The organism is Bradyrhizobium denitrificans (genome assembly GCF_013179005.1).
Classification (GTDB): Bacteria; Pseudomonadota; Alphaproteobacteria; order Rhizobiales; family Xanthobacteraceae; genus Bradyrhizobium; species Bradyrhizobium denitrificans.
Genome location: NZ_JABFDP010000001.1, coordinates 178,488 through 191,434 on the forward strand (window position 1 = coordinate 178,488; position 12,947 = coordinate 191,434).

A 12,947-nucleotide genomic window follows, 5' to 3' on the forward strand; every position below is an offset into this window, starting at 1 on the left:
CCCCAAGAAACGTCGAAAGAAACGAAGGAGAGTCTTCATGTCGTTCCCAGCCATGCGCCGCACGCGCCATGCCGGATTACAAGGTCATCGCCGGAGCCTGCGCCGTCACCATCCGGACTTCGACAAGATGGCCACGCAAGGCTGGCAGGCGCTGGAGGCCGAAGGCAAGCTGCCGAGCAATGGCTGGCGCAAGGAGCGGCAATGGGCGCTCGACATGGGCCTGCCCGGCGCCGACACGCTGACCGATCGCGACATCCCCACATTCGCACGCGGCGAGCTGCCGCATTTCGCGGGCATCAACACCTTCATGAAGGCGCCCTATGTCGAGAACGTCCGCGACGTCGGGAAATATGACGCCGCAGTCATCGGCATCCCCTTCGATTCCGGCACCACCTACCGCCCTGGCACCCGCTTCGGGCCGCAGGGCATCCGCCGCATCTCCGCGCTCTACACGCCCTACAATTACGAGCTCGGCGTCGACCTGCGCGAGCAGATGACCCTGTGCGATGCCGGCGACGTTTTCACGATTCCCGCCAATCTGGAAAAGAGCTTCGACCAGATCAGCCGCGGCGTCGCGCATGTGTTCTCGTCCGGCGCGCTGCCGATCATGCTCGGCGGCGACCACTCGATCGGCTTCCCCTGCGTGCGCGGCATCGCGCAATGCACCGACAAGAAGATCGGCATCATCCATTTCGACCGCCATATCGATATCCAGGAGAAGGATCTCGACGAGCGCATGCACACGACGCCCTGGTACTGGGCGACCAATTTGCCGAACGTGTCGCCGACCAATCTGGTGCAGCTCGGCATCGGCGGCTGGCAGGTGCCGCGCGAGGGCGTCGAGGTCGCGCGTAAGCGCAACACCAATGTGCTGACCATCGCCGACATCGAGAAGATCGGTCTGGAGAAGACCGCCGAGATCGCACTCGAACTGGCCTGGAAGGACGCCGACGCCGTCTACATCTCGTTCGACGTCGACTCCATCGATTGCGGTTTCGTGCCTGGCACCGGCTGGCCGGAGCCCGGCGGCTTCCTGCCGCGCGAGGCGCTGAAGCTGCTCGGCCTCGTCGCGGCCGAGGGCCTGTGCGGCCTCGAAGTGGTCGAGGTCTCGCCGCCCTACGACACCTCCGACATCACCGCGCTGATCGGCGTCCGCGTCGTCGTGGAAGCGCTCGGCTCGATGGTCGCGCATGGCAAGCTCGGCAGCCACAAGCACATCATCAACAAGCCGGTCAGCTATTGAGGCCCGCGATGCGTCATCATCACCACCATCACGGCCATCATCATCACGACCACGGCCATTCGCATGATCATGATCATCCTCATGATCACGATCACCCGCCGCACGGCCCAGGGCATAACCATCCGCACGGCCGCTCTCCCGTGCAGTGGCAGACGCCGCATCAGCCGGAGGGCGCCAGGCCTGTCGCGGTGGTCGAGCCGGATCTCGACAAGGTCGAAGCCGCTTTCGTCGACGGCTTCATCGCCGCGCCCGATCCGACCAGCTTCCTGCGGCTCGCGCGCATTCCGTTCGAGATCCTGCGCGACGGTGCGAGCCTCAAGTTGCTGCGTGTCGAGATCGATGCGCTCACCGATGTGGGAAGCCTGACGCCGCATCTTGGCGGCGGCACCTTCCGCTACGATCCGCTGCCGTCGAACTTCATCTCCCGCCGGCGTCGTCTGCGCTTCATCTATTTCGATGGCGCCGGGCTGACGCCGCTCACCTATGCGGAGCTGCGGGAGCTCGAGACCCGGGGCTGATCTGCGACGTCTTCCGCTCACACGGCCGGCTCGTGCTTGCGCGAAGCCGGACATTGTCGTTGGATTGTCCCTCAATCATGGGCTGTGTCGGCCTTCCAGCCGGCGCGACGGGGGAGGGAACGATGGCCAACGGACATGGGCAGGAAGCGGGCGCGGATTTCGTCGCGCGCACACTGAGCGATGCGCTGCGCTGGAGCAACCGGGGGCAGAAGCTGTGGAGCTTCGCCAATCACGGATCCACGGTCTGCGTCGTGGTGTTCAGTGCCACGGCTGCGGTGCTATCGCAGACCAGCAGCGCCATCTTCGGTTTTGATGCGAAGACCGTGGCGACGGTGTTGTCGCTTTGCGTGACCATCATCTCGACAGTGCAGTCAAAGCTCGGCTTTGAGCGCAAATGGGTCGCCAACCGGCTGACTCACAGCGCGCTCAACCGCCTGCTGCTGGACGAGAAAACCGGCGCTGACGTGCAGGACACCAAGGAAAAGCTGAAGACGATCCTCGAAGCGCACGACCGCGCGATCGCCGCAACGGGTGGCTGATTCAGCCTGCCGCTCTTGTCATTTCAGGGCAAGGCCGAACGTATTGAACTCGGAACCTTGTGTCGGGTCTTGATCACTTCGGGATTCCGGTTAATCGCCACCCCACGGTGGCTTTGCGTCTGCGCAGTGACAAATCCGCCGGAATGACCTTGAAAGCGTGACTGATTGATTTCTAAAATGCCGAAGGACCAGCTCACCCCCGCGCGAACATCCGCGCCTCGTTGGCGATGACGGGCTGCACCACCTCGCTGAGCCGCGCCGCGGCCGCTTCGACCGTCAGTCCGGCGGTGTCGACCACCGCATTGGCCCGCGCATAGAGCGGCTCGCGGCTCACCAGGATGTTGCGCAGCTCGGCCATCGCCGAACGATCATCGGCCATCGGCCGCAGATCGCCCTGGCCGCGCACGCGCGCCATGTGCTCCTCCGGCTTGGCCTTCAGCCAGATCGTGTAGAACGCGTTGAGGATCAGGTCGAAGGTGACGGGCTCGGAGACGATGCCGCCGCCGGTCGCCAGCACCATCAGCTCTTTGCGCGCAAGCAGTTGTTGCAGCGCCGCCTGCTCCATGCGGCGAAATCCCTCCTGGCCATAGAGCGCGATGATCTCCGCAACCGACAGACCGTTCTGCCGCTCGATCTCCTTGTTCAATTCGACGAAGCTCCAGCCGATCCGTTCCGCCAGCATCTTGCCGAGCGTCGATTTGCCGGCACCGCGCAAGCCGATCAGTGCGATGCCGGAGAACGAACGCCGCAGCGGCGCCGACGCGCCGCCCGCGAGCAGATCCTTGACCTCGGCGATCTGGCTCGGGCTCGCTTTCTTGAGGAGGTCCCGGATGACCGGCCAGTCCGGCGACGGTTCGCTGCCGGGAATGATGTCGTCGAGCGGCGCGTTGATCGCGTTGGCGATCCGGCGCAGCAGCACGATCGAGACGTTGCCTTTGCCGCTTTCGAGCTGGGCGATGTAGCGTTCGGAAATGCCGGAAACCTGGGCCAGCACCTTGCGCGACATGCCGGCAAGGCCGCGCATCCGCCGCACCCGTTGGCCCAGCTGGTCGAGGAAGTCGGTCTCGGCCGCGGACTGGCCGTCGTCGCGCGGGGCGTCGCTGTCTCGCGTCATATCCCTGAGGCACTCTTGTGACTAGGAAACATAATGCCGGGAAGGATTGACAGCAAGCGATGTTGGTGGCCTTCTATGAATTATAATTCAAATATCGGGGGAGGGACGCCGTGGGGTCATACAATGCGGTGTCATGGTTGCTTGACCGCAATGTCGAGGCGGGCCGTGGCGAGAAGCTCGCCTACACCGACACAATCTCCGAGCTGACCTATCGCGGCCTGCAGCAGCAGACCTGCCGTGTCGCCAACATGCTGCGCCGCCTTGGCGTCCGCCGAGAAGAGCGCGTGGCGATGATCATGCTCGATACGGTTGATTTCCCCGCGGTGTTTCTCGGCGCGATGCGCGCCGGCATTGTGCCCGTGCCGCTCAATACGCTGCTGACGTCCGAACAATACGCCTATGTGCTTGCGGACTGCCGCGCGCGCGTGTTGTTCGTCTCCGAGCCGCTCTATCCGGTGGTGAAGGACATCGTCGGGCGGATGCCTGATCTCGACTGCGTGGTCGTCTCCGGCAGCCATGCGCTCGGCCACAAGCTGCTCGCCGAGGAGCTCGCGCGCGAGAGCGATCAGTTCGACACCGTCGCGACCCATGAGGACGAGCCGGCGTTCTGGCTGTACTCCTCCGGCTCCACCGGCATGCCGAAAGGCGTCCGCCATCTGCATGGCAATCTCGCTGCGACGGCGGAGACCTATGCCAAGCAGGTGCTTGGCATCCGCGAGAGCGATGTCTGCTTTTCCGCAGCCAAACTGTTCTTCGCCTATGGACTCGGCAATGCGCTGACCTTTCCGCTGTCGGTCGGTGCGACCACGATCCTCAACTCTGAGCGGCCGACGCCGGCGCTGATGTTCAAGCTGCTCAACCGCTACAACCCGACGATCTTTTACGGCGTGCCGACCTTGTTTGCGGCCATGCTGCACGATGAGTCGCTGCGCCATGAGACGGCCGGCAGCGGCTTGCGCATCTGCACCTCGGCCGGCGAGGCGCTGCCGGAATCCGTCGGTCATGCCTGGAAGGCGCGGTTCGGCGTCGATATCCTCGACGGCGTCGGTTCGACCGAGCTGCTGCACATTTTCCTCTCTAACGCCCCCGGTGACATCAAATACGGTTCGTCGGGCCGTCCTGTGCCGGGTTATCAGGTGCGCCTTGTCAACGAGGCCGGCCTGGACGTGCCGGATGGCGAAATCGGCGAGATGCTGGTGCATGCGCCGTCCGCCGGCGAAGGCTATTGGAATCAGCGCCACAAGACTCGCGCGACCTTCGAGGGTTATTGGACGCGCACCGGCGACAAATATGTCCGCGACGCCGAGGGGCGCTACACGTTCTGCGGCCGCTCCGACGACATGTTCAAGGTCTCCGGCATCTGGGTGTCGCCGTTCGAGGTCGAGAGCGCACTGATGACCCATCCCTCGGTGCTCGAAGCGGCCGTCGTGCCGGAGGCCGATCCGGAAGGGCTGTTGAAGCCGAAGGCCTATGTTGTGCTGAGGCCGAGCGTGGATCGCGAAACGCTGCACGAAGCGCTGAAGGAGCACGTCAAGCAGAAGATCGGCCCGTGGAAATATCCGCGCTGGATCGAGGTGGTGGACGCGTTGCCGAAGACCGCGACCGGCAAGATCCAGCGCTTCAAGCTGCGCGAGGGGGCCGGCTCGTAGTTGGCTTCTGCTTGTCGTTGTCGTCATGGCCGGGCTTGACCCGGCCATCCATTCCACTGCGAGGAAGAAAGACGTGGATGGCCGGGTCAAGCCCGGCCATGACGAAGGAGAGGGCTGCGCATGACGCTCCAAGCCAAGGGCTTGCTCACCATCAATTCCGCCCAGCTCGAATATCGTCTGATCGGTCCGCAGCCGTCAGATGCACCATGCATTGTGCTGCTGCATGAAGGCCTCGGCTCCGTCGGCCTGTGGGGCGATTTCCCCGACAAGCTTCAGCAAGCCACCGGCGCCGCCGTATTTGCCTATTCGCGCGCCGGCTATGGCGCCTCGAGCCCGGTGTCGCTGCCTCGGCCGCTCGATTACATGCAGCGCGAGGCCTGCGAGGTGCTGCCGGAACTGCTCGACCGGATCGGCCTCCAGCGCGGCCTGCTCATCGGCCATTCCGACGGCGCCTCCATCGCCGCGATCTATGCCGGCAGCCACGCCGATCATCGCCTCGACGGCATCGTGCTGATCGCGCCGCATGTCGTCGTCGAGGACGTCTCGGTGTCCTCGATCGCGGCGATCAAGACCGCCTACGAGACCACCGAGCTGCGCGCCAAGCTCGGACGCTGGCACAAGGATGTCGACAACGCGTTCTACGGCTGGAACGGCGCCTGGCTGGATCCGGCCTTCCGCGCCTGGGACATCACCGACGCCCTCGCCTACATCCGCGTGCCGGTCGCCGTGATCCAGGGGATCGATGACCAGTATGGCACCATCCGCCAGGTCGAGATCATCCAGGAGGAGTGCTACTGCCCGGTCGAGCTGACCATGCTGCCCAAGACGGGCCATTCCCCGCATCGCGAGGCGCCGGACGCCACCTTGCGCGTCATCGCCGATTTCGCCGCGGCCACCTTGCCGGCCTCGCTGTCTGGAACATGAAACAAAATGCATGTTTCGGCTTTTTGCGGTAGACGCAGGTCTTAACATGAATTATTGTGCATCTTAACGATAAGCCCACCAACGCAAGGGTGACTCATGGCCGGGGAAGACCGCGTGCTCGCGGGAGGCAAGACGTTCATCGATTTCCAGACCGATCCCTCCCGCTATCGTCATTGGAAGCTGTCGATCGACGGCGAGGTGGCGACGCTTGCCATGGATGTCGACGAGAATGGCGGCCTGTTCGAGGGTTACCAGCTCAAGCTGAATTCCTACGATCTCGGCGTCGACATCGAGCTCGCCGACGCCGTCCAGCGGCTGCGCTTCGAGCACCCCGAGGTCAAGGTCGTGGTGCTGCGCTCGGCCAAGCCGCGCGTGTTCTGCGCCGGTGCCAACATCCGCATGCTCGCCGGCGCCACCCATGCCCACAAGGTGAATTTCTGCAAATTCACCAACGAGACCCGCAACGGCTTCGAGGATTCATCCGAGAATTCGGGCCAGCGTTTCATCACGGTCGTGAACGGCACCGCGGCCGGCGGCGGCTATGAGCTCGCGCTCGCCACCGATCACATCATTCTGGCCGATGACGGCTCGTCCTCGGTGTCGTTGCCGGAGGTGCCGCTGCTCGCGGTGCTGCCGGGCACCGGCGGCCTGACGCGTGTCGTCGACAAGCGCAAGGTGCGCCGCGATCGCGCGGACGCGTTCTGCACGACGGAGGAGGGCGTCAAGGGCAAGCGCGCCGTGCAATGGCGCCTGGTCGACGAGATCGCGCCGAACTCCAAGGTCGAGGCCAAGGTGGCCGAGCGCGCCAAGGAGTTTGCGGCCGCTTCCAAGCGCAACGGCAGCGGCAAGGGCGTCGAGCTTACCCCGCTGAAGCGCGTGATCGACGCCACCAGCGTGCGCTACGGCTTCGTCAACGTCGACATCGACCGCACGGCGCGGATCGCGACCATCACCATCGCGGCGCCTGAAGCCGCGCCGCCGGCCGATATCGACGGAATGATCGGGCAGGGCGCTTCGTTCTGGCCGCTGCAGGTCGCGCGCGAGCTGGATGATGCCATCCTGCACCTGCGCATCAACGAGCTCGGCATCGCGATGCTGGTGTTCAAGTCGCATGGCGACCGCGCCCAGGTCCTCGCTTATGATGCGTTCCTGGACGACAACAAGACGCATTGGCTGGTCAACGAGATCCGGCATTACTGGAAGCGCGTGCTCAAGCGCATCGACGTCACGTCGCGCACGCTGGTGACGCTGGTCGAGCCCGGCTCCTGCTTCGCGGGGACGCTCGCCGAGCTCGTGTTTGCCTCGGACCGCTCCTACATGCTGATCGGCACCATCCAGGGCGACAACCGTCCGGCGCCGGCGATCGAATTGTCGGCGATGAATTTCGGCCCCTATCCGATGAGCCACGGCCTGACCCGGCTGCAGTCGCGCTTCCTCGACGATCCCAACGGGCTCGCGCGCGTGCACGAGCAGGTCGGCAAGCCGCTTGAGGCCGAGGAGGCCGAGGAGCTCGGGCTCGTCACCTTCGCGCTCGACGACATCGACTGGGAGGACGAGATCCGCGTCTTTCTCGAGGAACGCGCCAGCTTCTCGCCCGACAGTCTCACGGGTCTGGAAGCGAATCTGCGCTTCGCCGGTCCCGAGACGATGGAATCGAAGATCTTCGCCCGCCTCACCGCCTGGCAGAACTGGATCTTCCAGCGCCCCAACGCGGTCGGCGAGGAGGGCGCGCTCCGGCGCTACGGCACCGGCGAGCGGCCGAACTACGATATGACAAGAGTCTGAGCGAGCAGAGAAGAGCGAATAGGGAGTAGCGAATAGGGAATGGGGGTGTTGCGAAGCGGGCCGTTGCTCCATTCGCTACTCGCCATTCGCTATTCGCCCCGCCAGGGAGCACGGCGATGAATATGAATATCATGAACGTCGACTACAGCACCAAGATCCCCAACAACGTGAATTTGGCCGAGGACCGTCAGGTCCTCAAGGCGCTGGAGGGCTGGCATCCCGGCTATGTCGACTGGTGGAACGATATGGGCCCGGAGGGTTTCCAGCAGTCGCTGGTTTACTTGCGCACGGCCTATTCGGTTGATCCGCGCGGCTGGGCGAAGTTCGACTATGTCAAGATGCCCGATTATCGTTGGGGCATTCTGCTTGCGCCGCAGGAAGAGAACCGCAAGATCCCGTTCGGCGAGCATTATGGCGAGCCGGCCTGGCAGGAGGTCCCCGGTGAATATCGCGCGCTGATGCGCCGCCTGATCGTGATCCAGGGCGACACCGAGCCGGCCTCGGTCGAGCAGCAGCGCCATCTCGGCAAGACTGCGCCGTCGCTCTACGACATGCGGAATCTGTTCCAGGTCAATGTCGAGGAGGGCCGTCACCTTTGGGCGATGGTCTATCTGCTGCAGAAATATTTCGGCCGCGACGGCCGCGAGGAGGCCGACGAGCTGTTGCGCCGCCGCTCGGGTGACGCGGACAGCCCGCGGATGCTCGGCGCCTTCAACGAGAAGACGCCGGACTGGCTGTCCTTCTTCATGTTCACCTACTTCACGGATCGCGACGGCAAGATGCAGTTGCACTCGCTCGCGCAGTCCGGCTTCGATCCGCTGTCGCGCACCTGCCGCTTCATGCTCACCGAAGAGGCGCACCACATGTTCGTCGGCGAGACCGGTGTCGGCCGCGTCATCCAGCGCACGGTCGACGCAATGCGCGCCGCCGGCATCGATGATCCCACCGACATCGCACGCGTGCGCGCGCTCGGCGTCATCGATCTGCCGACCATCCAGAAGAAGCTGAACCTGCACTACACGCTGTCGCTGGATCTGTTCGGCTCGGAGGTTTCGACCAACGCCGCGAACGCCTTCAATGCCGGCATCAAGGGGCGCTATCACGAGACCCAGATCCAGGACGATCACCAGCTCAAGAACTCGACCTATCCGGTCCTGAAGTTCGTCGATGGCGAGATCAAGCTGGTCGACGAGCCGGCGCTGACCGCGCTCAATATGCGCCTGCGCGATGACTATTCGCAGGACTGCATCAAGGGGCTGCTGCGCTGGAACAAGATCATCACCACCGCCGGCTACGACTTCCAGCTCAAGCTGCCGCACGTCGCCTTCCACCGCGCCATCGGCGAGTTCAAGGACGTGCATGCGACGCCCGACGGCATCCTGATCGACGAGGGCACGTGGGCCAAGCGCAAGGGCGACTGGTTGCCCTCGACCGATGACGGCGCCTACATCACCTCGCTGATGAGGCCCGTCACCGAGATCGGCGAATACGCCTCCTGGATCGCCCCGCCGAAGGTCGGCATCGACAACAAGCCGGGCGATTTCGAATACGTGAAGATCGAGACCTGATGAGGTGCGAATAGGGAGTGGCGAGTAGCGAATAGGGATATGACCTAATCGCTACTCGCCCTTTTTTAACTATCCCAGCCCGCACCCGGAATGCCCGGGTTCGCGTAGACGATGCCGCCGTCGACTGCGATCGTATTCCCCACCACGTAGTCGCCCGCGCGCGAGGCGAGGAAGATCGCGGTGCCGGCCATGTCTTCGTCGGTGCCGATGCGCCCCGCCGGAACGCGCTTGGCGACCTCGTCCTCATGGTCGCGCGCGGCCTTGTTCATGTCAGACTTGAACGGTCCTGGCGCGATCGCGGTCACCACGATGTGGTCGTGGATCAGCTTCGCCGCCATGCGCCGCGTCAGATGGATCAGCCCCGACTTGCTGGCCGCGTAGGAATAGGTCTCCAGCGGATTGACGAAGATGCCGTCGATCGAGGCGATGTTGATGACCTTCGCCGGACGCTCCGCGCTCGCGGCTGCACGCAAGGGAGCTGCCAGCGCCTTGGTCAGGAAGAACGGCGTCTTGACGTTGAGGTTCATCACCTTGTCCCAGCCGCTCTCCGGGAATTCGTCGAAATCCGCGCCCCAGGCCGCGCCCGCATTGTTGACCAGGATGTCGAGCTTCGGCTCGCGCTGCTTGATCTCCGCCGCCAGCCTATCGATGCCGGCCATCGTCGAGATGTCGATCGGAAGCGCGATGCATTCGCCGCCATATTCGGCCGTCAGCTGCTTGGCCGTCTCCTCGCACGGGCCGGCCTTGCGCGCGGTGATGTAGACCCGCGCCGCGCCCTGCGCGAGCAGGCCGGCTGCGATCATCTTGCCGATGCCGCGCGAGCCGCCGGTGACGAGCGCGATGCGCCCATCGAGTGAGAACAGGTTCTTGAGCATGGTGCCTCCCTTTCTTTATCGGCTGCGCTTGTGGAGGCTGCCTGTCGTCACTGTCAAGTGAGACGCAGTCGCGGGAGGAGAGGCGTGCAGTCGCGCCGGAACGCTGGACGGTCTAAGCCGCGTCGATGCGGCGGAAGCCGTTCCACATCGCGGTGGCGGCGCCGGAGGTGAGCACCGGCAGCACGCGGGGGTCCTGGTAGTGGCCGTTCAGCGACACGCGCGACAGCGCCGTGAGGTGATCGGCACTCTCCGGGAAGATCATGCCTGGACGGGTCGTCACAGCGGTCTTGTAGCCGCTCGCCGCGGCCAGCACGAATTCGCGCGGCCCGGCCGCCGCGCGGTCGCCATAGGGATAGGCCATGTGCAGCACCGGCCGCTGCAATTCGGCCTCGATCCGCGCGCGGCTCTCGGTGATTTCGCTGCGGGCCATCTCCTCGGTCTGCTTGGCGAGGCTGCAATGGCTCACGGTGTGCGCGCCGATCTCGATGAGCGGCTCGGCGGACAGCGCGCGCAGCTCGTCCCAGGACAGGCAGAGCTCGCGGCAAATCGCCGCTTCGTCGATGCCGTGCTCGGCGCACAGCGCGCTGATCTCGCGCCGGATGTCATGCTCGCTCGGCAGCGAGCGCAGCCAATCGTGCAGGCGCTGGAACGTCGCGCACTTGGCGCTCTGGGTGGACGCGTCGAGCCGGAGCCGCAGGCCACCGATCTCGACCTCGATCTGCTGCGCCTTGGCCACCAGGCGTTCCAATGCGACCCACCAGAGCCGTCCGACACCGGCCGCGAAATCGCTGGTCACATAGATCGTGAAAGGGGCGCCGAAAGCGCGCATGACCGGCAGCGCGAAATCGCGGTTGTCGCGATAGCCGTCGTCGAAGGTGAAGCAGGCGAACCGGCGCGAGAAATCCTGCGAGACGAGGCGCCGGTGCAGCTCGTCGAGCGTGACGATGTCGATCTCATGGTCGCGCAGATGCGACAGCATCTGGCCCAGGAACTCGGGCGTGACTTCGAGATGACAGTTCGGCTGGAATTCTGCCGTGCGGCGGGGCCGCACATGATGCAGCGTGTAGATCGCGCCCACGCCGGAGAAAATCGGGCGCAACCAGACATGCGCGCCGCTGAGATACAGCGCTTCCAGGCCGGCGCGAATAAAACTTTTGCGAAATCGCCTCATCTGAAATAAGCGGCCCGGTGGGTGGTCGGGACAACGTTACCGACAAACCGCTGAAGAAAACCTTAGCCGCGGCCTTACAGGATACCGGAAATCTCGTCTCATTTCGGTTTGACAGGCATGCAAGGGTTTGTTTTCTCTCTGCTTCCTCGATGCGACGGATGACGAATGCGCGGACTTTTCAGGTGGAGCGGCAAATGGTGGCCCGGCGTCATCCCGCTTGTCGTGCTTTGGGGCTTCGCGGCCTGGACCAGCACCGTTCCCCTGGAAAATGATCTCGCCGGCCGCAGTTCAGCCGCACTGAAGGGCTCCGTGCTCGACAAGACCAGCATCACGGTCGATGGCCGCGACGTGGCGCTGCGTGCCAATGCATTCTCGGAGGCCGGTCGCCGTGACGCGGTGGCGGCCGTCGATGCCGTGCCCGGCGTGCGCCTCGTCAATGACGAGACCCGGCTGGTGCCGGAAGCCAAGCCCTTCGTGTGGTCGGTCGAACGCGATGTCGTCCGCGTCACCCTGGGCGGCAATGCGCCGCTGCCGGCGCTCAAGGGCAAGCTGGTGGAGGCGACGCGCTCCGCGCTGCAGGGCGGTGAGGTCGCGGATCAGATGAGCCTGGCGCGCGGCGCGCCGCCGCATTTCGAGGACGCCGCGCTGCTGCTGATCGGCCAGATCGGCCGGCTGAAGGACGGCAAGTTCACGATCTCCGATGGCGAGGTGTCGCTGACGGGCATGGCGCGCGAGCTCGGCGGCCGCGAGGCCATCGCGGCGGCGCTGGCCAAGCTGCCGGACGGCTTCAAGGTCGCCAGCAATGAGGTCAAGGCGCCGCCCTACATCTTCCAGGCCTATAAGGACCCGGTGGCGGTCACGGTGACCTTGTCGGGCAATGTGCCCGACGAGAACATCCATGCTGTCGTGGTCGGCTCGTCGTCGCGCAAATTCTTCAGCGAGAAGGTCGTCGACAATCTCAAGAACAGCGTCGGTGCGCCGGCGAATTTCGTGAATGCGGTGGTGCCGGCGCTTGGCGCGCTGTCGCGGCTGTCGACCGGCACGCTGGTCGTGTCGGATCGCGACATCAAGATCTCCGGCGATGCGCTGTACGATGCGGCCGCGGGGCAGATCCGCACCGGGCTCGCCAAGGACGTGCCGCAGGGCTGGCAGGTGAAGGCCGACATCACCGTCAAGCCCGCTGCGGCCCCGGTCGATCCGACGGTGTGCCAGCAGCTGTTCGCCGACCTGCTCGGCAAGGCCCGGATCCGCTTCGAGACCGGCCGCAGCGATCTCGATCGCGACTCCACCGGCCTGTTGGACCGCCTGGTCGAGATCGCGATGCGCTGTCCCGCGGCCAATGTCGAGATCGCCGGCCATACCGATGCCGAAGGCGACGCGGCGGCCAATCAGGCGCTGTCGGAAAAGCGCGCCCAGGCGGTGGTGGATTATCTCGTCAAGGCGGGGCTGCCGGCCGAGCGTTTCACGGCGGTCGGCTATGGCAGCGCCCAGCCGGTCGCCTCCAACGACACCGGCGACGGCCGGGCGCAGAACCGGCGCATCGAATTCCTGGTGAGGTGAC

The 12,947-nt window shown here is 64.8% G+C and carries 11 protein-coding genes; 8 read left to right on the plus strand and 3 right to left on the minus strand.

What is annotated here, in order from left to right; all coding sequences use genetic code 11:
- Nucleotides 1–37: 37 nt before the first annotated feature.
- The 3 genes from HL671_RS00700 to HL671_RS00710 all read left to right on the plus strand — a co-directional run bounded on the left by HL671_RS00700 (nucleotide 38) and on the right by HL671_RS00710 (nucleotide 2,300).
- Nucleotides 38–1,243, plus strand: a complete 1,206-nt coding sequence (locus HL671_RS00700; RefSeq protein ID WP_012041059.1) for an agmatinase family protein — start codon at nucleotides 38–40, stop codon at nucleotides 1,241–1,243.
- A 140-nt stretch (nucleotides 1,244–1,383) separates the two neighbouring features.
- Nucleotides 1,384–1,761, plus strand: coding sequence for a hypothetical protein (locus HL671_RS00705; RefSeq protein ID WP_012041060.1), 378 nt, complete (start codon nucleotides 1,384–1,386; stop codon nucleotides 1,759–1,761).
- A 77-nt stretch (nucleotides 1,762–1,838) separates the two neighbouring features.
- Nucleotides 1,839–2,300 (plus strand): DUF4231 domain-containing protein, encoded by a 462-nt coding sequence (locus HL671_RS00710; protein ID WP_012041061.1) that lies wholly within the window; start codon nucleotides 1,839–1,841, stop codon nucleotides 2,298–2,300.
- A gap of 193 nt (nucleotides 2,301–2,493) precedes the next feature.
- Here the strand turns inward: HL671_RS00710 and HL671_RS00715 are convergent, their stop codons facing one another.
- Entirely contained in the window at nucleotides 2,494–3,414 is a 921-nt protein-coding gene (locus HL671_RS00715; RefSeq protein ID WP_012041062.1) for a helix-turn-helix transcriptional regulator, read from the minus strand.
- A 128-nt stretch (nucleotides 3,415–3,542) separates the two neighbouring features.
- On the opposite strand from HL671_RS00715, the gene HL671_RS00720 reads away from it, so the two are divergent.
- From HL671_RS00720 to boxB, 4 genes are all read left to right on the plus strand, one after another.
- Complete coding sequence (locus tag HL671_RS00720; protein WP_172235446.1) at nucleotides 3,543–5,063, plus strand: benzoate-CoA ligase family protein; 1,521 nt, start codon at nucleotides 3,543–3,545, stop codon at nucleotides 5,061–5,063.
- Nucleotides 5,064–5,183: 120 nt separating this feature from the next.
- Entirely contained in the window at nucleotides 5,184–5,987 is an 804-nt protein-coding gene (locus HL671_RS00725; protein WP_172235323.1) for an alpha/beta fold hydrolase, read from the plus strand.
- Between the two features lie 96 nt (nucleotides 5,988–6,083).
- Nucleotides 6,084–7,772: a 2,3-epoxybenzoyl-CoA dihydrolase gene (boxC, locus tag HL671_RS00730; RefSeq protein WP_172235324.1), complete on the plus strand. Its 1,689-nt coding sequence runs from the start codon at nucleotides 6,084–6,086 to the stop codon at nucleotides 7,770–7,772.
- 116 nt (nucleotides 7,773–7,888) lie between these two features.
- Nucleotides 7,889–9,340 carry a benzoyl-CoA 2,3-epoxidase subunit BoxB gene (gene boxB / locus HL671_RS00735; RefSeq protein WP_041750301.1) on the plus strand — a complete coding sequence of 484 codons (1,452 nt, stop codon included), beginning with the start codon at nucleotides 7,889–7,891 and terminating at the stop codon, nucleotides 9,338–9,340.
- 65 nt (nucleotides 9,341–9,405) lie between these two features.
- Here boxB and HL671_RS00740 read toward each other — a convergent pair whose 3' ends face one another.
- The gene (locus HL671_RS00740; protein WP_012041067.1) at nucleotides 9,406–10,215 is read right to left on the minus strand and encodes an SDR family oxidoreductase; all 810 of its coding nucleotides are present in this window, start codon (nucleotides 10,213–10,215) and stop codon (nucleotides 9,406–9,408) included.
- A gap of 112 nt (nucleotides 10,216–10,327) precedes the next feature.
- Nucleotides 10,328–11,386, minus strand: coding sequence for a polysaccharide deacetylase family protein (locus HL671_RS00745; protein WP_012041068.1), 1,059 nt, complete (start codon nucleotides 11,384–11,386; stop codon nucleotides 10,328–10,330).
- Between the two features lie 165 nt (nucleotides 11,387–11,551).
- Here HL671_RS00745 and HL671_RS00750 point away from each other — a divergent pair, with 165 nt between their 5' ends.
- A complete protein-coding gene (locus HL671_RS00750; RefSeq protein WP_012041069.1) occupies nucleotides 11,552–12,946 on the plus strand; it encodes an OmpA family protein in 1,395 nt (464 codons plus the stop codon).
- Nucleotide 12,947 lies beyond the last annotated feature (1 nt).